At 71.8% G+C, this 21571-nt stretch carries 16 protein-coding genes; 10 read left to right on the top strand and 6 right to left on the bottom strand.

The annotated features are described in order from the left end of the window. Positions 1-231: 231 nt before the first annotated feature. From ACIP98_RS31395 to ACIP98_RS31365, 7 genes are all read left to right on the top strand, one after another. On the top strand, positions 232-507 hold the full coding sequence (locus ACIP98_RS31395) for a hypothetical protein (RefSeq protein ID WP_319662332.1): 276 nt from the start codon (positions 232-234) through the stop codon (positions 505-507). A 555-nt stretch (positions 508-1062) separates the two neighbouring features. Beyond that, positions 1063-2076: a pyridoxal-phosphate dependent enzyme gene (locus tag ACIP98_RS31390; protein WP_319662333.1), complete on the top strand. Its 1014-nt coding sequence runs from the start codon at positions 1063-1065 to the stop codon at positions 2074-2076. Positions 2077-2411: 335 nt separating this feature from the next. Then, the gene (locus ACIP98_RS31385; RefSeq protein WP_319662334.1) at positions 2412-2756 is read left to right on the top strand and encodes a hypothetical protein; all 345 of its coding nucleotides are present in this window, start codon (positions 2412-2414) and stop codon (positions 2754-2756) included. A 332-nt stretch (positions 2757-3088) separates the two neighbouring features. Further along, entirely contained in the window at positions 3089-4252 is a 1164-nt protein-coding gene (locus ACIP98_RS31380) for a polyprenyl synthetase family protein (RefSeq protein WP_401979164.1), read from the top strand. Between the two features lie 82 nt (positions 4253-4334). Then, positions 4335-5852: a phytoene desaturase family protein gene (crtI, locus tag ACIP98_RS31375; protein ID WP_401979163.1), complete on the top strand. Its 1518-nt coding sequence runs from the start codon at positions 4335-4337 to the stop codon at positions 5850-5852. Beyond that, positions 5849-6844 carry a phytoene/squalene synthase family protein gene (locus ACIP98_RS31370; RefSeq protein ID WP_319662336.1) on the top strand — a complete coding sequence of 332 codons (996 nt, stop codon included), beginning with the start codon at positions 5849-5851 and terminating at the stop codon, positions 6842-6844. Before crtI ends, ACIP98_RS31370 begins: the two co-directional genes overlap by 4 nt. Beyond that, a complete protein-coding gene (locus ACIP98_RS31365) occupies positions 6841-7854 on the top strand; it encodes a DUF5914 domain-containing protein (RefSeq protein ID WP_319662337.1) in 1014 nt (337 codons plus the stop codon). Before ACIP98_RS31370 ends, ACIP98_RS31365 begins: the two co-directional genes overlap by 4 nt. Before the next feature lie 60 nt (positions 7855-7914). On the opposite strand, the gene ACIP98_RS31360 is transcribed toward ACIP98_RS31365, so the two are convergent. Both ACIP98_RS31360 and ACIP98_RS31355 read right to left on the bottom strand, forming a co-directional pair. Beyond that, positions 7915-9483, bottom strand: coding sequence for an FAD-dependent oxidoreductase (locus tag ACIP98_RS31360; protein WP_401979106.1), 1569 nt, complete (start codon positions 9481-9483; stop codon positions 7915-7917). Continuing rightward, complete coding sequence (locus ACIP98_RS31355; protein ID WP_401979104.1) at positions 9474-10691, bottom strand: lycopene cyclase family protein; 1218 nt, start codon at positions 10689-10691, stop codon at positions 9474-9476. Before ACIP98_RS31355 ends, ACIP98_RS31360 begins: the two co-directional genes overlap by 10 nt. Positions 10692-10874: 183 nt before the next feature. Between ACIP98_RS31355 and ACIP98_RS31350 the strand changes: the two genes are divergently transcribed. After that, positions 10875-11606, top strand: a complete 732-nt coding sequence (locus ACIP98_RS31350) for a class I SAM-dependent methyltransferase (protein ID WP_401979102.1) — start codon at positions 10875-10877, stop codon at positions 11604-11606. 124 nt (positions 11607-11730) lie between these two features. Here the strand turns inward: ACIP98_RS31350 and ACIP98_RS31345 are convergent, their stop codons facing one another. The 3 genes from ACIP98_RS31345 to ACIP98_RS31335 form a co-directional block, all read right to left on the bottom strand. Next, positions 11731-12297 carry a DNA starvation/stationary phase protection protein gene (locus ACIP98_RS31345; protein ID WP_319662341.1) on the bottom strand — a complete coding sequence of 189 codons (567 nt, stop codon included), beginning with the start codon at positions 12295-12297 and terminating at the stop codon, positions 11731-11733. 372 nt (positions 12298-12669) lie between these two features. After that, positions 12670-13770 (bottom strand): SRPBCC family protein, encoded by a 1101-nt coding sequence (locus ACIP98_RS31340; RefSeq protein WP_401979100.1) that lies wholly within the window; start codon positions 13768-13770, stop codon positions 12670-12672. Positions 13771-13774: 4 nt separating this feature from the next. Next, entirely contained in the window at positions 13775-14896 is a 1122-nt protein-coding gene (locus ACIP98_RS31335; RefSeq protein WP_401979098.1) for a histone protein, read from the bottom strand. 241 nt (positions 14897-15137) lie between these two features. On the opposite strand from ACIP98_RS31335, the gene ACIP98_RS31330 reads away from it, so the two are divergent. Continuing rightward, positions 15138-15968 carry a hemolysin III family protein gene (locus ACIP98_RS31330; RefSeq protein ID WP_401979097.1) on the top strand — a complete coding sequence of 277 codons (831 nt, stop codon included), beginning with the start codon at positions 15138-15140 and terminating at the stop codon, positions 15966-15968. 379 nt (positions 15969-16347) lie between these two features. Continuing rightward, a complete protein-coding gene (locus ACIP98_RS31325; protein WP_401979096.1) occupies positions 16348-17640 on the top strand; it encodes a PP2C family protein-serine/threonine phosphatase in 1293 nt (430 codons plus the stop codon). Between the two features lie 884 nt (positions 17641-18524). On the opposite strand, the gene ACIP98_RS31320 is transcribed toward ACIP98_RS31325, so the two are convergent. After that, on the bottom strand, positions 18525-21566 hold the full coding sequence (locus ACIP98_RS31320; protein WP_401979095.1) for an AAA family ATPase: 3042 nt from the start codon (positions 21564-21566) through the stop codon (positions 18525-18527). Between the last annotated feature and the right edge of the window lie 5 nt (positions 21567-21571).

Raw genomic sequence — 21571 nt, 5'->3', positions numbered from 1 at the left:
ACGGATACCCGGTGCGGGTGACGGTGCCGTCCTCCGGATCACGCCGCTGGCCCGACGAGGGGACGGCCCCCGCGTGCGCGGCGACGGGGACCGTCGGCACGCGTCTCGTTCCGCACAGCCGGCGGCCGCCAAACGGCCGTCAGCGCCCCGTCAAAAAGGCGTACATGGGACGGTCGCGGTCTCCCCGGGCGCCTACCGTCGCCGTGTTCGGGCAATGTGGGAGGTGGAGTGGTGCGCGGCTTCGCTGGAGCATCCCTGGTCGCGATCCTGGCCGTCTTCGCGCTGGTCGGGCTCGGCTGCTGCCTGGTGGTGATTCCCGCACGGACGAACCGCTTCCTCAACGAAGCGTTCGTCGTCGTCCCCGTGGTCGGCGGCAGACGCCACGGGCTGAAGCGGGCGATCGCCACGGCGGTCGGCGCGACCCTGATCGTCCACGGCGTGTACTTCGGCGACCATGTCCTCATGGGCGGCCGGGTTCTCTGGGGTCGCGTCAGCACCAGCACCTGAACCGCGCGGCACCAACTTCCCCCGGTGCCCACCTCGTTCTCCGCCGCACCGGAGGACCTGGGCGCCGGCCCGCGCGGCCATCGCCGGCAACGCCGGGTCCGGCTGCCGGCACCGCTTCGCGGTCAACGCCAACGGCGCACAACAGACCGCGGCGGACGTCGACTTCGGCTCCTCGCCGACGGACGGCAGCACCCCGCTCCCAATCACGGGGAGGAGCCGGGTGCTGTCGTCCCGCGCTGCCGGGGCGAACCGAGGATCCGGTCGAATCCGTACACCCACTTCCAAGGACGCAACCGTCGGACCCCGACGCACCAAGCATCCGTGACACATGGGGGCCAGCGGAATGACCGGTTCGCTCACGTCGGTGCGACCGCGGCGGTCACACCGACGGCGTCGGCGGCCCGGAGCTCGCCCCTGCCGGGTATCCGGCGGCCATCTCGACCCGGACCTCGGCGGATTCGAGGCGTCCGGCTGCCTGGGACGTGATGGCAAGATGGGCCGGAGGCGATCACACCGGTGGTCGTGCGCGACGGTCACGCAGGGACGGGGACAGCCATGAGCTCGGAAAGTCAGCCCACTCCGCGGGCCGTCCTCGGGACGTGGCCGACTCCGCTGGAGCCGATGCCGCGGCTTGCCCTCGCACTCGGCCTGGGCGCCGATGACCTGTGGGTGAAACGGGACGATCTCACCGGACTGGGCGGCGGTGGGAACAAGGTGCGCAAACTCGAGTGGACCTGCGGTGAGGCACTCGCCGACGGCGCGACCGTTCTGGTCACCACCGGAGCACCACAGAGCAACCACGCACGCCTGACCGCCGCCGCGGGGGCGCGGCTGGGACGTGACGTCGTCCTCGTGCTGTCCGGAGAAGCCGGATCCTCGACGTCCGGCAACCTCGCGCTCGACAGCCTGTTCGGGGCCACGGTCGTCTGGGCGGGTGACGTCGACGATCAGGAACTCGCCTCCGTCGCCGACGACGTGGTCGAGCAACTGCGGCGGCAGGGCGCCGTGCCGTCGCTGATCCCCTTCGGGGGTTCGAGTGTCTCCGGCGCCCGCGGCTACGAGGAGTGCGGGCGAGAACTGCTCGTGCAGGCACCCGACCTCGCGACGGTCGTCGTCGCGGTCGGTTCCGGGGGCACGATGGCGGGCCTGCTCGGTCCGCTGGGCGCGACACGCGTGCTCGGGGTCCACTGCGGAGCCGTCACCGATCCCGGACGTGCGGTGGCCGACCTGGCCTCCGGCCTGTCCGGCGCGGACTGTCCGCCCGAAACGCTGCGGCTCAGGCTCGACCAGGTCGGCGACGGCTACGCGGCCCTGACCGGGGCCACCTTGGCGGCCCTCACCGTGACCGCGCGCACCGAGGGCATCGTGCTGGACCCCGTCTACACCGGGCGCGCGATGGCCGGCCTCATCGCGGCGATCGCGGAAGGCGAGGTACGCCCGGGGCAGCGCACGGTCTTCCTGCACTCGGGCGGAATGGCCGGCTTCTTCGGCCATGGGGCGACGATCGCGAAGCTGGACGAGAGGCTGGCGGTCTCGACGTCGCGGACCGTACGGCCCTCGACGTCGTAGGCCGCGACGCACCCGTCCGCACCGCCGACCCACCGGGCCGGGCGGGCATGACAAGGCACTGCCCGTGTGTTGAGGTCCATGAAGCGTCCATGAAGGGGTCCCACCACATCCCGTGGAGAAGCCGCCCACCGGACCGAACCGAACCAACGGGAGACACCATGCCTGTCTGCGGGGAATGCAAGCACCCCGTGTACGCCCATGCCGGAACGGCACAGGGCGGGACCGCCTCCTCGCGGCCGGGCTGCCACGACAGCTGCGGCACCTGCCGGGGTCAGGAACTCTCGCGGTCGGCAGAGGTGTTCGAAACGGCCCAGACGCCTCCGACACACGCGCGGATGGTCCTGCTCACGCCGCACGGCGTCTCCACGGTGGAGTTCGCCGTGGAACCCGCGGTGAGTCTGCGGTGCACCGCGGACGAGGGGACCGCGGCCCTGGCCCTGGGTGCGTGGCTGTTCACGACGGATCACGCCAGGTACAGCGACCTGGAGATCCCGCTGCTGCAGTTCGCCTGCAACCCGGGTCACGAGTCCTTCACCGCCGACGAGATCCTGGCCCTGCGCGACTTCCTGGCCGAGCAGCAGGGCACGGCGCGCTGGAACGACGCCCTGACCGCCCTGCTGGCGAGACTCAGGACCACCGAGGCAGCGCTGCGCCACACGGCCGACGGCACACCTGACTGACGCACTCGCGCGTCGCCTTCCTGCTCGGGGACCTGCTGCTCGGACCTGTTGCTCGGACCCGCTCGGCCGGCGCACCGGAGCCGCCCGCCACGGGTGAAGCGTCCGTCGCAGGTCCTGACCCATCGGACGGGACCGACCACCCCGGAGGCGTCCGTGCAGGTGATGCACGGTTGGTCTGCTCGGCGGCCAGCGGATGCGGAGTGACGGGGCCGGTGTCAGAGTCGGACGACAGTGATCACCAGTGGCGAGGGACGCTCCCTGGCGGATGTGCCCTCGTTCCAGGTGGGGTTGCGTCCGCCAGGGGCTTCGGAGGTGAAGGGCGGTTGTCCAGAGTGGAGCCGCAGTCGCTCCCGCCGAGTGAGGCCGCCGCCTGGGTCGTCGACCGGCAGGCGGACGCGCCGAGCCCGGAGGCAGGACCGCACACCGACGTGGTGGTTCGGGTCGAGGCCGAGCTGGTCGCCTGCATGGCGGAGCGGCGTCTGGTCGACCTCGATGTCGCGCCGGGCGGTGTCGCTCCGGCCGACGCACTGACGGCGTTCGTGCTGCGGGGAGGATCCCGGCTCCGTGCGCGATGCGTGTGGTGGGGCTGGCTCGCCGGTGGCGGTCCGGACGCGGGGGAAGCGTCCCGGTCGCCGGTCGGACTGGCGGTGGCGCTGGAGCTGTTGCAGGCGTCCGCGCTGGTGCACGACGACGTGATGGACGGCTCGCGGACACGGCGTGGCGGTCCGGCGCTGCACGTCCTCTTCAGTACGGCGCACCGCCGTGCGGGGTGGTGCGGGGACGCGGCGGCCTACGGTACGGCGCAAGCGGTGCTCGCCGGGGACCTGGCCCTGATGTGGGCGGAGGACGTGTTCAGGTCGGTTCCGCTGGACGTCCCTGTGCGACGTCGCGCCGACCGTACGTGGCGGTCCATGCTCGCCGAGATGGTGGCGGGTCAGCACCTCGACCTGCGGCTGCAGGCGGAAGGCTCGGAGTGCCCGGAGGCGGCCCTGCGGACCGCGGAACTGAAGACCGCCCTGTACAGCGTCGCCCGCCCGCTGGAACTCGGCGCCGTCGCGGCGGGCGCCGCGGATGACGTGACGCGCATCCTCCACGAATACGGCCGTCGGATCGGGCTCGCCTTCCAGCTCCGGGACGACCTGCTGGGTGTCTACGGGGACCCCACGAAGACGGGCAAGCCGTCGGGCGACGACATCCGCTCGGGCAAACGCACCTACCTGACGGCCGTGGCGTTGCGTCTGGCCCGGAAGGCCGCGTCGCCGGAGGCGGAGAACCGGATCCGGGCCACGCTGGGTGATCCTCTGGCGAGCGGCACGGCACTCCGGGCCTTCCGTGAACTGCTGGTGCAGCTGGGTGCGGTACAGGCCGTGGAGGCCCGCATCTCGGCTCTGGCCGACGAGGCCGTCGCCCTCCTCGGGGACGAGGCTCTCGCCCCGGAAAGCGCCCTCCCCTTGGAGCGGCTCGCCCGCCGCGTGGCCAAGGGCACCGTCACGTGAACCCGCGATGGAGCCCGCCGCGCCCGCCGCGCCCGCCGTGCCCGCCGTGCCCGCCGTGCCCGCGAAGGAGGACGCACCGCCGATGAAGACCGTCCAGGGACCCACCGACCAGGTCGTCGTCGTGGGAGCGGGGCTGTCGGGCCTCTCGGCCGCCTTGCACCTGCTCGGCGCAGGACGCCGTGTGACCGTACTCGAACGTGCCGGCGTTCCCGGCGGCAGGGCCGGCCTGCTCGAACTCGACGGTTACCGCATCGACACCGGCCCGACCGTGCTGACCATGCCCGACATTCTGGAGGAGGCCTTCGCGGCCACCGGCGGATCCCTCGCCGACCGCCTGGATCTGCGACCGCTGCACCCCGCGTACCGAGCGCAGTTCGTCGACGGTTCCGCCCTCGACGTGCACACCGATCCCGCCGTGATGGAGTCCGAGATCAGCCGGTTCGCCGGCGGGCGGGAGGCCCTGGGGTACCGGCGCCTGCGTGCGTGGCTGAGCGAGTTGTACCGGGTGCAGATGCGCAGCTTCATCGACTCCAACTTCGACTCGCCGCTGTCGCTGCTCACCCCCGACCTGGCCCGCCTCGCCGTGCTCGGCGGCTTCGGCCGGCTCCAGCCGCGCATCGCCCGGTTCATCCAGGACGAACGCCTCCAGCGTGTCTTCTCGTTCCAGTCCCTGTACGCCGGAGTGCCGCCGGCCCGCGCGCTTGCCGCCTACGCCGTCATCGCCTACATGGACACCGTCGCCGGCGTGTACTTCCCCCGCGGCGGCATGCACGCCGTCGCCGAGGCCCTCGCCGCGGAAGCCGCCCACGCCGGGGGCGACATCCGCTACGGCACCGAGGTCGCCGCCCTGGAACGCACCGACGGCGGCCGCGTCACGGCCGTACGCACGGCACACGGCGAGCGGATCGGCTGCGACGCCGTCGTCCTCACCCTCGACCTGCCGGGGGTGTACGCGCTGCTGGGCCGCGCTCCCCGGCGGCCGGTCCCGCTGCGCTGGTCCCCCTCGGCGTTCGTGCTGCACGCCGGCACCCGCCGGACCTGGCCTCACCTGGCCCACCACACCCTCTCCTTCGGCGGCGCCTGGGGCCGTACCTTCGCCGAACTGACGCGGTTCGGACGCCTCATGAGCGATCCTTCGGTGCTCGTCACCCGCCCCACGGCCACCGACCCCTCACTCGCTCCCGAGGGCCGCCACCTGCACTACGTACTCGCGCCCTGCCCCAATCTCGAGACCGGGCCCATCGACTGGGACCGGACCGCCCCCGGCTACCAGGAGCGGCTGATGGAGGAACTGGAGAAGCGCGGCATGGAGGGCTTCCGGGCGTCCGTCGAGACCCAGCGGGTGGTCACACCCGCCGACTGGGCCGCCGAGGGGCACGCCGCGGGTACCCCCTTCTCCGCCGCGCACACCTTCGCCCAGACCGGTCCCTTCCGCTCGCGCAACCTCGTCCACGGTGCCGAGAACGTGGTCCTGGCGGGCTGCGGCACAGTGCCGGGCGTCGGGGTGCCCACCGTGCTGATCTCAGGGAAGCTCGCCGCCGCGCGCATCGCCGGGGATCGAGCGGTCTCCCGGCACCGCCCGCGAAGGAGCCTGCTGTGACCGCCCGGGAGCTCGACGCCGCGGGCATCACCGATCCCCGGGCGCGTGCCGCGTACACCCGCTGCCGCGTGCTCAACGCACGGCACGGCAAGACCTACTTCCTGGCCACCCGCCTGCTCACGCCGGACCGGCGCCCCTTCGTGCACGCCCTGTACGGCTTCGCCCGCTGGGCCGACGACATCGTCGACGACGACCCCGCCGGCGTCACCGCCGCCGTTCGGCAACGGGTACTCGCGGAACTGGAAACGGTGCTCCTGGCCGGTCTGCGCAACGGTCACGCCGACCATCCCGTCGTCACCGCACTCGCCGACACCGTCCGCAGGCACCGGCTCGACCACACGCTGTTCACCGACTTCATGGCGTCCATGCGGATGGACCTGACCGTCACCGCCTACCCCACCTACGGCGACCTCGCGCGGTACATGCACGGCTCGGCCGCGGTGATCGGTCTCCAGGTCCTGCCCGTCCTCGGCACCGTGGTGCCCCGGGAGGACGCCGAACCCGCGGCCGCCGCGCTCGGCCTCGCCTTCCAGCTCACCAATTTCCTGCGCGACGTCGGCGAGGACCTGGACCGGGGCCGCGTGTACATCCCCGGCGACATCCTGACCGCCCACGACGCCGACCACGCGCTGCTGACCTGGTGTCGCGAACGCCGCACCACCGACCCGAGGGTCCGCGCCGCGCTGCGCGAGACCACGGCCCTCACCCGCACCCTGTACCGGCGGGCCGCGACCGGGATCCCGCTGCTCGCGCCCGTGTCGCGCCCCTGCGTCCGCACGGCTCTCGTGCTCTACCAGGGCATCCTCGATGAGATCGAGGCGGCCGACTACCCGGTGCTCCACCGGCGGGTGGCCGTGCCGCGCCGTCGCCGTGCCCGCGCTGCCGCGCGAGGACTGCTCGCCGTCGCTTCGAGCCGCGCCGTCCAGCGGGTTCGTCCGCACGCAGTGGTGTCCCGGACCGCTTCCGACACACGGCAGGAGTCGCCGGTATGAGGCGTTCGCGTCGTCCGCTCACACCGCTCGCCCGGCTCGGCGGCGGCCGATGGGAGGATCAGCGGCCCACTTGGCGCGAGGCCAGGCCCGCCCTCATCGCGTCGGCTCTGAAGAGGGCCCAGAGCCGTCCGTCCGGCAATTGGTACGTGGCGGCGGCAGGCTCCGAGGTCGGCAGCGGCCGGATCACCGGTCGGACCGTGGCGGGCATCGAACTCGTGCTGTGGCGGGACTCCGCGGGCGCGGTGCACGCCGCGCCCGGCGCCTGCCCCCATCTGGGCGCGCCGCTGTGCGAGAGCGGTTTGCGGGAGGGCACCATCGTCTGCCACTGGCACGGCCTCGCACTCGAACCCGGTGGAGTTCCCGGTTGGGATCCCTATCCCGCCCACGACGACGGGCTGCTGGTGTGGGTCCGTCTGGACGCCCCGGGCGGTGAGACCCCGACACCGGCTCCGTTCGTCCCCGAGCGGCCCGCTTCCGAGGCGTCGCTCGCGGCTGTCATGACGGTCGTCGGTCGCTGCGAGCCCGAGGACGTCGTCGCGAACCGGCTGGATCCCTGGCACGGCGCCTGGTTCCATCCGCACGCGTTCGCCGACCTGACGGTGCGCCAGGCACCCGCCACCGCTGAGGACGCGCAGAACGCCGCCGCGGACCGTTTTCTCGTCGACGTCGCCTTTCGGGTCCGCGGACGGCTGGGGGTGCCCGTTCGAGCGGAGTTCACCGCACCCGGGCCCCGCACCGTGGTGATGCGCATCGTCTCCGGCGAGGGGACCGGCAGCGTGGTCGAGACCCATGCCACCCCCCTGGGCACAGGCGCCGACGGACGGCCGCGCACCGCGGTGATCGAGGCCGTCGTCGCCCACTCGCGGCGTCCGGGCTTCGCGGCGGCACGCCACGCGGCGCCGTTGCTGCGCCCGCTGGTCCGTCGCACCGCCGCCCGTCTGTGGCGCGACGATCTCGCCTATGCCGAGCGCCGCTACGACCTGCGCAGCCAGGGCCGTTTCCCGGGTTGAGGACGTCCCGGGACGCGCGCCCGGGCGGCGGACCGGTGACGCCGCCGGCGCCCGGCCGCTTCAGCCCCACCGAGCCAGGGCCCGCAGGAACGCGTTCCGGCCCCCCAGGGGAACCGACCACAAGGGGTGGCCCCGGACTCCCCAGGTGGACAGGAGTGCGTTGGCCGCCTGGATGCCCGTGGTCGCGGCGCGTTCCATCAAGGCCACCGGCAACGCGGTGCGCACCAGGTCGCCGGCGAGGGCCAGACGAGGATGGGCGGTGCGCACGGCGGGCCGGTCCTGGTAGCCGCCGACGGCGAACAGGGGACAGTCCTGGCGCCATTCGTGGCGTACGTCGACCACCCTCGCGCCGGTGCACTCGGGGTAGATCCGCGACAGTTCACGGAGCGCCGCGGCCTCGACGCCGGTCCGATCGGCGGCGGGGTCGACGGCATACGCATGCAGTTCGACCACGGAGCCGCCGGTCGCCTGCGCCCACCGTGCCGCCTCTCCCTCCCAGTGGCTCAGGACGCTGACGTTGTCGACCGGCCCGTAGCCGCTGGTCCCGAGAAAGCCCGGGCGTTCGCGGCGCACGGGGCGGTCCAGCCAGTAGCGCGAGACCAGGAAGGGGGGCGCCTGCCGGAGTTGTTCGATTCCCGTCCGCCAGGTCGCGTCGCCCAGTCCCGGGGATGCCCCGACCACGGATCGCAGACCGGCGCTGTCCAGGGCCAGGACCACGGCGTCGTACCGGTCCTCCTGGACTCCCCCGGACGAACCCGGGACGGTGCGCGCCAAGCGGAAGCCCTCCGCGCAGGGCGTCACGGCGAGGACCGTGGTGCCGGTACGCACCGTGGCGCCCAGCCCGGACAGGTGGTCGGCGAGTGGGTCCCACAGGGCCTGCGGATAGGGCTCTCCCGGTACGTCGAAGAGCAGCCCCTCGGCGGATCCCAGGAAGTAGATGTGGAACATCAGCACCAGTTCCGCGGCCGACAGTTCGCCCGGATCGGCGAAGAAGCTGCGGGAGAACACCTCGAACGCCAGATCTCGGGCCTGCTCGGGAAAGCGGATGTCGTCCAGGAACTTCTGCGCGCTGATCGTGTCGAGCCGCTCGTACACGTCGGGGACCCGTACGTCCAGCAGCGGGAGGGCGGCCCGCGGGTTCATCCGCGTCAGGCCCGACCAACTGAAGCTGGGGCTGAGCGCTACGAAGCCCAGGACGCTCCACGGGGGCGTCCGCGGAACGTTCCGGAAGCTGTCGCCGGCGCCATCGGCTCGCCGCAGCGGGTAGTCGGTCAGCGGCCGCAGTGAGCCGAGGGCCGGGTCGACCCGGCGCAGCAGTCCGCGCAGGTTGTAGTACTGACGGAAGAAGGCGTGAAAGCCGCGGCTCATCGTCGCCGTCGAGCCGTCGGCCAGAGTGGTCGGCCATCCCGCGGCCCGGCCGCCCAGCGTTTCCGCCCGCTCCAGCAGATCGACCCGGACGCCGCGCTCGGCGAGGCCGGTGGCCGCCGCGAGTCCGGCGATGCCCCCGCCGACCACGGCCGCGCTCGGCCCGGCAGCCGCGGCGCGTTCAAAGCCGCTCGTCGCCCGCCACAGGACGGCTTTGGCGTCGCGGCCCGGACGGGACGGCCGGTGCGAGGAATTCAGGACCATGCTCTGCCCTTTCGCCGTGGGGCCACAGGGAGTTCCGCCAGCGCGCGGAGCATGGTCGGCACCGGGGTGCTCAGGCCGATCGCCCATTCGTCGCGCAGGGTCGAGGTGCCGTCGAGGAAGCGAAGCACCCGGTCAGGGGGATTGCGGCCGAACAAGCCCTCGAAGAACGCCGCCCCGCCCGCCCCGCCGGTTGCCAGGGCACGCAGCATGACGGCGTCCATGAGCCGGTGGCGCGCCGCGTGCGGCTGCGGAGGCTGCGGGGTCCGGCCGGCATGCCACGCGTCGGCGATCGCGGCCGTCTGCCGCTGGATCGCGGCGAAGGCGTACCCCGTCGAGGGGCGGGTGGCGCCGCCGGCCACGCCGATCCGGAAGACACGTTCTCCGGCGCGGCGTGCGAAGACCCCGTCCGTCATGGGAATCACCCCCTGTTCGACGCCGGTGACGAGCAGGGCGCCCAGCGGGCGCGCCGTGCGGACGTATGTGTCCAACGCCGCGTCGTAGGCGGCCTCCGGCAGCGGCTCGGCGGAGAACACCGTGTACTCGACCAGCGCCTCGCGCGGGGTGAAGGGCAGGACGTAGGCAAAGGACAGTCCGCGGTCGGGCTGCCGGGTGCGGAAGTCCATCAGATCCGCGACGCCGGGCTCGAAGCGGTCGTCGCGTGTGGTGACGAACCATCCGCGGAAGTGCTGCAGGAGTGTGGTGCGCGCGCGCGGAAGGTCGCGTGGGGGGCGGGAGTCGTAGACCCAGCGGCCTTTCAGCCGTACCGGGCGTCCTCCGGAGTCCCGCCCGGTCACCTCGGCGCCGCCGGGTACGTCACGGACACAGGTCACCGTCGCCTCCACGGTCCGTACACCGGATCGGTGCGCGAGCTCGGCACCGACCTCGCGCAGGAAGTCGGTCGAGCGGATCATCTTGTAGGTGCGCGGGAAGGCAGCCGATGCCGTACGGCCGTCGCGCGCTGTGATCCGCATTCTGCGCCAGCGGGCGGCGACCAGGGCGTCGTACTCGCCCGGGTCGTTCTCCCAGAAGCACCAGGTCCGGTCCGGGGAGCGCAGGGAGGAACCGGCCGGCGGCTCGATCACGACGACCGATGCGGGCCCTCCCTCCGGGGCCGGCGGCGCCGTCAGCCGACGCGCGAGCGACAACCCCGCGGCGCCGGCGCCGACGATGACGACGTCGGCACCACCTTCGATGGGGGCCTGGGGCACGAATCCTCCGGGAGCCGGCGGTGTGAGCGGACCGTTGTGGCGATCATCGCTGCTCCCGCGGCCAAGCGCGGGGAAGGCGCCCCGGACACGCTGCTCGTGGCGGGACTTCCGGTCGCGGGCGTCCGGCCGCGGCGGTGCAATGGGCGGGTGACCGCAGCGTTCCCGTCTCGCGGAGGTGTGTCGATGTCACTCATGCACGACGCCGAGCTCGCATCGGCTTTCGACCACGCCTCCGACCTGTACGACCGCATGGTCGCCGCCAATCCGGGCTACCACGCCCATCTGCGGCGTTCCGCCCGGCGCCTGCGACTGCCCGCCGGAGCCGCGCGGATGCGGCTGCTCGATCTGGGCTGCGGCACGGGCGCGTCCACTGCCGCCCTGCTCCGCGCCGCCCCACGTGCGCGGGTCGTCGCGGTCGACGCCTCGGCCGGCATGCTCGAAGCGGCGGCCGCCAAACGATGGCCCTCCGGGGTCAGGTTCGTCCACTCGACGGCGGAGCGGCTTGCCGAGGTGGCAGCGGACGGTCGGTTCGACGCCGTGTTCGCCGCCTACCTCTTCCGCAACGTGCTCGACCCCGACAGCGTTCTTGCGCACGTCCGTGACGCGATGGTCCCTGGCGGGCGCATCGCCGTCCACGAGTACGCGCTCAGCGGGCGACCCGCGCATCGCGCGGTGTGGACGGCGGTGTGTCGCGCGCTGCTGATGCCGGTCGCGCGCCGGACCGGGGACGGCCCCCTCTACGAACATCTGTGGCGCAGCGTTCTCGACTTCGACACCGCCGACGGCTTCGCGGAGCGAATGGAACGCGCGGGATTCACCCAGGTGCGCGTCCTGCCGCTTCCCGGCTGGCAGACCGGCATCGCGCACACCTTCGTTGCACGGGCGCCGGTCGACAGGACGCATTCCCCCGTATGACCACGCCGGACAGACCGGCGGAGGACCGAGGGCGGACCGCGGGTGCCGGCCTCCGTTCCCGGTCGCGGACGAAGGGACGGCCGACGGCCGGGGAACATGGGTCCGGGCTCGGAGCAGCGGCGTCTCAGGGCTGGTGGATGGCCCGTTCGGCGGCCTTGCGGGCGGCCTGCCGCTCGCTGTCGCCGGGGCTCACGCTCAGCATGCCGCCGGGGTTCTCCAAGTGCGCGCGCACGAACCACTGGAACAACTCCAGCTGGCGAAGATGCCCGATGAGCATGTCCTGAGTGACCGGGTCCAGCTCGTCGGTGGCCCGCACCGCCTTGCGGTGGTCGGCGATCACACCGCTGTAGACCATGTCGAGCGCCCCCAGGTGCGCCATGCTCTCGGCGCGACCGACGGCGTAGTCGTGCCAGCTGCGCTCCCTGACCAACGCGCCGGGGGTGCCGACCGGCGATCCGCCCAGGATCGAGATGCGCTCGGCGGTCTGATCGACCATCTCACGGACCGCGTCCACCTGCGGGTCGAGCATCTCGTGCACCGCGATGAAGTGCGGCCCCACGACGTTCCAGTGGACGTGCTTCAGGGTCAGGGCCAGATCGTTGAGAGCGTGCAGGCGCATGCGCAGCACCTCAATGGTCTGTGCTCCCTCGTCCGCGCTCATGGAGGGGATGGTGTACTCGGGTGTGTTCATCTCGGCTCCTGCCGTTGGGGATCGGTTCGCGCCTGCCCGGGACATCGGCCCATTGGCGGTCCCTGCCGGCGCGTCCCGCGATCGCCGGCTCCGCGGGCGGCGTGCCGATCACCGCCTTGGCGGGCCGGTACCCGGGGTGTCGAGCGGTCGCTACCGTTCGGCTAACCGCAACGAAGGGATCAAAACCCCTGAAATCGCCCGATCTGGTCCCGCAGGTCGCATCGACGGCCCGCCTACGTACGGTGGCGCCGTTCGCCACTGCCCTCAAGGCCGGGATCGGTCAGCACGACGCGCGCACCTGGCTGCCGTGCCCGGTGGCTCTGCCGTACCCCCGGCACGCGTTGCGCGCGCCGTCGTACCGGGGATCAGCGTTCACCGTTTCCCCTCGTCGTCCTCGTCGTCCTCGTCGTCCTCGTCGGCCTCTTCATCCTCGCCCCCCTCCTCGTCGTCTTCGGCGTACTCCTCCTCTCCGTCCTCGTCCTCGTCGTACTCCTCCTCTCCGTCCTCGTCCTCGTCCTCGTCGTATTCGTCTTCCTCGTCCTCGTCGTATTCGTCTTCCTCGTCCTCTGGGGATTCCTCCTCTTCGCCTTCCTCATCCGCGTATTCGTCGTCGGCGGTGTCCTCTTCACCCTCTTCCTCAGCGGCCTGTTCCTCTTCCTCCAAGGCCTCCTCATGGGTGCGGACCACTTCACCCTCGCGGATCTCGCCGCGCCAGCCCTCCGGTTCCTCGTCGGTCAGCGTGACGTAGCGCTGGAAGTGCTTGAAGTCCAACCGGAGCCGCCGACCCTGAGCGCGCCAGATGTTCCCGGTCTTCTCGAAGAACCCGGAGGGGTAGTACTCGACGACCAGGACGACGCGCGTCAGCGTGGGCGTCAGTTCATGGAAGCTGACGCAGCCCCGCGTGGTGCCCTTGGCTCCCTCGGAGGTCCACACGATGCGTTCGTCCGGGATCTGCTCCTGAACCGTGGCCTTCCAGCCGCGCGTGGAGGGGCCGACCTTCACCTTCCAATCGCTGTCGGCCTCCTTGCCCTTGGAGACACTCCGGACGCCCTTGGTGAAGCCGCTGAACTTCTCGAACTGGGTCCAGTAGTCGTAGGCATCGCGTATCGGAACGCCCACGTCCAGTACTTCGATGATGTTCATCACCTTGGTGGTACCGGACCCGCGACCCTTGCCGCCTCCGCCGAAGGCCTCCTTGACCTTGCCGACCACGTTGTCCTTGACGCTCTTCGCCTTCTCGCCGATCAAAGCCTTGATCGGCGAATCCCCTTGCAGCATCCGCAGACCAGCTTTGGGCAGTACGCCGCCGTTCTCCGCGACACCTGTCAACCCGCTGGTGATGTCGCTCAGCTTGTCACCGGCCTTGTCGGCCAGGTTGCCCACCTGGGCTCCGACAAAGTCCTTGAACGCGCCCCGCAGTTGGTCGAGTCCCGAGCCCTGCTCGCCTTTGGTGTCACGTGCCGTGTCGGCCATGGGTCTACCTCCGCCGCCCTGTTGACGTCTTCTTCGCCGCTGTCTTCTTGGCCGCCGTTTTCTTGGCTGCGGCCTTCTTCGGGGGTGCCGAGGATTTCCTCGCCGAAGGTGTCTTCTTCGCGGGCGCCCCCTTCCTGGCGGGCGCGGCCTTCTTGGCGGGCGCGGCCTTCTTCGCCACCGTCTTCTTGGCGGGCGTGGCCTTCTTGGCGGGCGCGGCCTTCTTGGCGGGCGCAGCCTTCTTCGCCGACGGGGCCTTCTTGGCGGGCGCAGCCTTCTTCGCCGACGCGGCCTTCTTCGCCACCGCCTTCTTCGCAGGTGGCGTCTTCTTGGCCGGTGCCTTGCGAGCAGCGGACGACTTCTCACGACGCGCGCTGTCGCGTCCGTGCGGGGAACCCTCTTCGCGGTCCTCGTCCGACTTCCTGCCGGCGGCCGCGCGACGCCGAGGAGCAGGCTTCGCCGGCTCCTCTTCCGCTTCCGGTTCCTGTTCTTCCTCGGGCTCTTCTTCTTCGGGCTCTTCCTCTTCGCCCTCTTCCTCTTCGTCCTCCGGCTCGTACTCGTCCTCCCCCTCTTCACCCTCCGGTTCTTCCTCCTCCTCTTCGGGCTCCTCCTCTTCGTCCTCCGGCTCGTACTCGTCCTCCCCCTCTTCACCCTCCTCTTCGTCCTCTTCCTCTTCGTCCTCGGGCTCTTCCTCTTCGCCCTCTTCCTCTTCGTCCTCCGGCTCGTACTCGTCCTCCCCCTCTTCACCCTCCGGTTCTTCTTCCTCCGGCCCCTCGTCTGCCACGCCCTCGCCCTCCGGCTCTTCCTCCTCGGCCTTGCTGCCTATGCGCTCGGTGCGCTTGTGCAAGGACTCGGCCAGATCAGCGAGTTTGCGATCGGCCAGCGTGCCCGCCGCCTTGCGCCCGGCGGCGAACAGCTCACCTCGCAGCTGCTCGTTGAGGTCGGCGAACTGGGGAAGTTCACGCAGCTTCTTGACCCCCTCCATCACCAATTGCTGGGGTTCCAGGCCCACCCGACGGCCGGCCAGGTAGGTCGCCAACGCAAAGGCGACACGTCCCTTCTTCGTCCGGCCCAGAACGTACCCCCCGGCAACTGCAGCGGCGAGGGCGATCTTGGGTACATCAGCCATCAGATTTCCCTTCGAAGGGCTGCCGAGCCGGCACTGCGGCTCGTGAGTGACGCCCGGCAGTGTCAGGGCTCGCTCGCAGGAGGGAGGCGACCATACGGAGTAGCCGGCACCGGCCGCGCTGGTCCCTCCTCTCCTTTCAGTCTGGGTGTCGACGTCAGCTGGCGCATGCGGAGAGCAGAGAGTGGCACGGGGCTGCCGCGGCGTCCGGTGGCAGCATGGACAAACTTCGCACCATGGACATATGTGCGCAGATGACGCCCAGCGGCATCAGCCGCACCGGGACTTCACGGCACGCGCCTGGCCTGCCGGCAAAGCTTCTGGCCGCATCACTGAGGGAAGGCCCCGAGATTTCGACCAGGCCGAGGCGGCCCCCTACGGAATTGCAGGAGCGGCCAGCCAGGTTGGCGACGTGGTGGAAGCGGTCGCCGAGACGATGGAGCCGCTCAAACCCAAGCTCCGCGGCTGGTTGCACGCGGGGATGTTTCCCGTGGCGCTGATCGCCGGCGTTGCACTGATCTGCCTGGCTCGCACATCCGCGGCGGCACTGGCCTGTGGAGTCTTCTCCGCTTCCGCGTGGCTGCTGTTCGGTGTCAGCGCTGTCTACCATCGCGGCACGTGGGGTCGGCGCGGCGAGGCGGTCCTGAGGAGGTTGGACCATGCCAACATTTTTATGATCATCGCCGGGACGTACACGCCCCTGGCCATGATTCTTCTCCCCCAGCACAAGCGAACCGTCATGCTGGGGCTCGTATGGACCGGCGCCCTGGCCGGAGTTGCGTTCCGGGTGCTGTGGGTTGAGGCTCCCCGATGGCTGTACACCCCCTGCTATCTGGCGCTGGGCTGGTCCGCCGCCTTCCTCCTCCCCGACTTCCTGCACGTCGGAGGAGTAGCGGTGGCAAGCCTGCTCGTGGCCGGCGGCCTTCTCTACACCGCGGGCGCCGTGGTGTACGGAATGAAACGACCCGACCCCTCTCCGCGCTGGTTCGGATTCCATGAGGTCTTCCACGCCTTCACCCTGGCGGCCTTCACGACCCACTATGCGGCGATCGCCCTGACCGTCATGTGCTCATGACCGCATGTCCCAGCGCTCGAAGGTGCGCCGTCGGGCGGACGGAGCGTAGCGTGGAAGGTGTCCGGCCAGCCCGGGCCTGCCGGAGAGGCTCCCTGCAGCACCCGAGATACGACGTGCTGCCGGAGGGGAATCGGAGGCGTCCCCGCTGCCCGGCGCCGGCATTTCGCATCCGTATCCCTTGGCGCGGGCTCTCCTTGAAACCGTGGACTCTTCCGGACGATGCCTCTTCGCGCCTGGAATGTTGGTGTCCCTGCTGACTAACGTGGCCCTGCGGCGAATGTTCCGGTGGCATTCCGTGACCATTCTCAACTCTCTGATCTCGGAGGCGGCATTGGGGACTCGGAGAGGCCGGCAGACGGGCATCGCGTTCCCTGGCGGGTTGCGCCCCGACGGTCTGCCGGCTGCCCTGTCGGACCGTCGGCGGCTGACGGCGGTGGACGCGACCGGGCTGCTCGACACCGGCCCTGAGGACGCCTTCGAGGACCTGGCCCAATTGGCGGCGTCGGTGACCGGCTGCGGGCGGGCTTTCATCACGCTGGTCGACGAGCACCGGTCGTTCTGGAAGTCCTGCGTGGGTGTGGACGTCCAGGAGGCGGTCGAACGGCAGAGCCCGATCGGGGAATCCTTCTGCTCCTTCCTGGTCGGCCTGGCCGGGGACGCTTTCGTGGTCGAGGACGCTGCCGCCGATCCCCGCACCAGCGGCCATCCGTCGATCGCCCGGATGAAGATCGGGGCCTGGGCGGGGCATCCGATCCTCGCCCCCGGCGGGGAGGTGCTCGGCAGCACGTGCGTGATCGACGAGAATCCCCACGTATGGCAGCCCGAGGAACTGGCAGCACTTGCCACGATCGCCCGTGCGGTCAGCAACGAGATCAACCTCCGCACCTCTCTGACAGCCGTCGAGGACGCCCTGGAGACCTCCAGCACCCTGGCCCGCAGCCTCCAGGACAGCCTGCTGCCCCCCGTCCTGCAGAAGGTGCCGGGGCTGGAGGCCGCCGCCTCCTACCTACCGGCGGCCGGTGGCAGCACCGTGGTCGGTGACTTCTACGACCTGTTCCACGCCAAAGGCCCGTGGTGGTGCACCGTGATGGGCGACGTGTGCGGCAAGGGCACCGAGGCGGCCAAGGTCACCGCCCTGGCCCGCTACACCTTGCGCGCCGAGGCGACCCAGCACCTGTCTCCCGCCGCCGTCCTCGGCAACCTGAACCGCGCCCTCATCGAGCAGCGCAAGGGGGAGCGGTTCCTGACCGCCGTCTACGCCACCTTCCGCAGCACGTCCTCCGGCATCGCGGGCCGCCTGTGCAGAGCGGGACACCCCCCGGCCCTGATCCGCCGCGCCGACGGCCGCGTCCGGGACATCGGCCGATCCGGAAGCCTGCTCGGCGTCCTCGCGGACGTCAGGCTCGCCGACGTCACCTTCAGGCTCGCGCCCGGCGACGCGCTGCTGCTCTACACGGACGGCGCCACCGAGGCCCGCGCCCGCCGCACTGCTTCCTCCGGCGCCCGCGCACAGTTCGGCGAGGACGCGTTGTCCGCCGCCCTCGCCGGCTGCGGCGACCTGGACGCCCAGGGCATCGTCACCCACCTCGGGCAGCTCATCGCGGAGCACAGCGGCGACTGGGCCAGCGACGACACCGCCCTCCTCGCCCTGCGCGTCCCCCCTCGCCCCTGACCGGTATACGGCTTGCGGCGACGGCAGGGCCTACGGATTCCTCTCTCTGGTCCCACGTGAGGAAGGGCCGCCGGACGGCTCCTGCGGGTCCACCGCGGTGGACTCGGACACGTCCTTACCGCCACTGGGGCGTCCGGAACGGCCACGCGGCCCCATGTCCTGGATCCCCTTCTTCCCGGACTTCCCGGACCGCTCCTCACCGCTGCGGGAAACGCCTTCCACCGGCGTGCCCTCCAGCGAGTCCTCTATGTCCTGCTGACTCGGTTCGCGGTTCTTGCCACCCGGCGCGTAGGTGTCGGGATGGAACGAACGATGTGCACTCGGGTTCTCCTCTTGATGTGTCGCGTCCACATCCGGAGACCATCCGTGCTGGTCATCGCCTTCGAACCGGCTCGTGGCCTTGCCAGGCGGAACCGAGCTGCGCTTTTTCGTCATGACAGTGCCCTTTCCATCCCCCTTGGCGTCATTTGCCCTCTTTACACGCATGCCCACTATTCGGCACTCAACCGGACGGGGCTCGATCGGCGCGAGGGACGCCGCACCGCCCAACCTCGTCGCACCGTGCCCAGGGACCCGGATCACTGCCACGGCACAGCCCGGCAACGCGGGACAGGGGACCGCAGGCACGACGGCCCGGGCGCCGCCGCCGGGGCCACCCCGGGGCGGCGCGTCGCACCCGCAGCGGCAGCGTGCGGCCCGCGCAACCGGGCCGGCGTATCGCTACCCCGCTTCACCGGTCCGCCCACTCCCGCATGGCAACGTCCCGGCAGCGCCAACCGGTTGAGGACTCGGGGACGACCACCACCGGTGTCCCCGCCAACGCTCCGAGAGGCACTGCCGATGAGGCCCCGAGGCGGGTCACAGCGGTCCCCCGCCCGGCCTCCCTACGGGTCGACGAACCCGACGCGGTGGGCGAGGGCGGCGGCCTCGGTGCGGCTGGTGACGCCGAGCTTGGCGAGGATGTTCGACACGTGCGTGCTCACCGTCTTCGCCGAGATGAACAAGGTCTCCGCGATGCGGCCGTTGCTGTAGCCGCGGGCGACCAGTCGCAGCACCTCCTGCTCCCGTGCCGTGAGTCCTTCCAGACCCGTGGCCGGTACGGCACCGGTGCCGGGTGCGGCGGCGGGACCGGCGGCCTCCGCCGGCCCGTCGCCGCGCCGCAGCGTGATTCCGGCGCGTCCGGCCAGGGCCTCGATGTCGCTCCGCAGATGCCGGGCGCCCAGGGACCGGGCGCTCTCCCACGCCTGGTCCAATACCGGGACGACGTTCGAACGGGGGGTGCGGACGGCCAGCGCGCGGGCGGCCCACCGGCTGCGGGCCACGGCCAGTTCGTACGGACGCTCCAGACCGGTCAGCGCGTCCACGGCCCGTGCCCAGGCCTCCGGGCCCGCATGTCCCGCGGCCCGGGCGAGTTCCGCCTCGATCATGAGCCGATGAGCCCGCCACACCGGCACCCGCGGGGGAAGCGCGTCCGTCTCCGCGCGGACGGCCGCCAGGACCCGGTCGCGTTCGGCATCCACGCCCGGCGTCCAGGCGTCCGCCTCGGCCGCTGCCGCGACGTACAGCAGCCGCAGGGAGTACCGCTCGGTGGCGGGCGGCAGACCGGCGGACAGTACGGTGAACAGCTCCCGCCGGACGTCGGCCAGGCGGCCCTCCCGGGCGGCGATACGGACGGCCACGGTGGCCAGTCCGATCACCAGCTGAGGCTGCCGGTCCTGCGTGCCGAACAGCTCCCGCGCAGCCCCCAGTTGCCGCGTCGCCTCCCCCAAGTCGCCCGCCACGGACCCCCACTCGGCCCGCAGCGCCGCGACCAGTCCGCGGGCCTTGCGGGACCGGGCCAGCCGCGCCGCCTCGTCCGTCGCGGCCGCCATCTCCGGCCAGCGTCCCAGTGCGAACAGCGACAGCGCACGGTTGGCATGCACCCATGCCTCGACGTTGGCCAGGCACAGGCTGCGGCAGAGCCGAGCGCTCTCGTCCCCCGCGGCCAGCGCCTCGACGGACCGCCCCAGCCCCTCCAGCACGGACGGCAGCATGATGCAGGCGCGGCCGATCACCGCGGCATCGCCGAGTTCCTGCGCCCGGCGCAGCACGTGCCGCAGTTCGGTGACGCTCTCCTCGAACCGCTCGGTGCCGGTGAGCAGCCAGGCGCGCGTGACCCGGGCGTCCAGTTCGCCGTACGCGTCGCCGACCTCCCGGGCGTAGCCGACCGCGCGTTCCGCGGCCTGCATGCTGTCCGGGCCCGGCTGGTGCCGCGCACCCCACGCGGCGATCCTGCCCAGGATGTCGGCGTGCACGGCGGACGGCGGCAGATCCCGCACCAGGTCCTGGGCACGGTCGAGTTCGCTCTTGCCGTCGCCGAGCCCGAGGTCCTGCACGAGCTGCGCCCGTTCGGCCCAGAACCAGGCACGGCGCAGCGGATCGACCTGGGTGCCGGTGAGGACGCCCGCCTCCTTGCAGATGGCCATCGCCCGCTCCCGGTCGCCACCGAGCCGCGCGGCCACCGCCGCCTCGGCCAGCAGATCGGCGTAGACGAAGCCGGCCGCCCCGGCCGCGACCGCGGGATTCTGCGCGAACGGGGTTCCGGGGATCCGCAGGGTGTCCCGGGCCTCCGGCGGAACCTTCTGCCACAGCTCCATCGCCCGGGTGAGCAGACGCAGTTGCTCCGCGAAGGCGTAGCGCCCCCTGGCCTCACCGGCCGCCGCCACGTAATGCGTGAACGCCCTCGCCGGCTCGTGCGCGCCGGCCCAGCTGCCCGCGAGGCGGGCGTTGTACTCCTCCGGCGGCACCAGTGAGGGGTCGGCCTCCAGCGTCTCGGCGCAGCGGCGACTCCAGCGGACGCGTTCGCCCGGCAGCACTTCGTCGGTCACCGCTTCGCCGACCAGGGCATGGCGGAACCGGTAGCCGTACGCCGTGGGCCGGAAGAGCTGGGCGTCGACAGCCACCCGCACCACCTCGATCAGCTCCTCCTCCCGCAGTCCGGCGACGGCAGCCAGCAGCGCGTGCGGCACGGCACCGCCGCCGACCGCGGCGATCCGCACGACCTCCTGCGCCGCGTCCGGCAGCGCGTGGACCCGGTCGAGCAGCAGATCCCGCAGTGACTCGCTCAGCCGGGAGCCCGGACCCGTCTGCGCGGCATGCACCAGCTCCTCCACGAAGAAGGCGTTGCCGTCCGACCGCTCGAAGATCCGGTCCACCACGGGCGGATCCGCCGGCGCGCCCTGAAGCGCCGCCACCAGTGCGCTCACCTCGCTCCGCGTGAAAGCCGGCAGGTCGACGCGGATCAGATGGCGCAGCCGAGCGGCCTCGGCGAGGAACGGACGCAGCGGATGGCGGCGGTGCACGTCGTCGGAGCGGTAGGTTCCGACGATCAGCACCCGGCCGGACCGCAACGACCGGAACAGGTACAGCAGCAGTTGCCGGGTCGAGGCGTCCGCCCACTGCAGGTCCTCCAGGACCAGGACCAGGACCCGTTCCGCCGACAACCGCTCCAGCAGGCCGAGCGCGAGCTCGAACAGCCGGACCGCGCCGTTCGGCGCCCGCGGCGGAGCGCCGCCCTCGTGCCCACGCGCCACCCCTGCCCCCAGTTCGGGCATGATCCCGGACAGTTCGGCGGGCACGCCGGCCAGCGGGAACGCACCGCCTTCGTCGACGGGTCCCCCGGACGCCTGACGCAGCGCGGACCGCAACGCGGCCAGAGGCGCGGCGAACGGCACCTCCTCCGCGTCCATCTCCATGCAGCCGCCCACCGCGACGAGGGCTCCCCGGCCCCGGGCCGTCTCCCCCAGCTCGTCCACCAGGCGTGACTTCCCCACCCCGGCCTCACCACCGACGAGCACCATGCGCGGCTCGCCCGCGGCCGCGTCGGCGAGAGCCCGCGTGAGCGTGGCCATCTCCTCGTCACGACCGATGAAAACGGGGCTGACCATGACAT

The sequence above is a fragment of the Streptomyces sp. NPDC088354 genome, from assembly GCF_044753585.1.
Classification (GTDB): Bacteria; Actinomycetota; Actinomycetes; order Streptomycetales; family Streptomycetaceae; genus Actinacidiphila.
The sequence above is the reverse complement of the archived record's forward strand: the minus strand, read 5'-3'. Positions and strand labels throughout refer to the sequence as shown.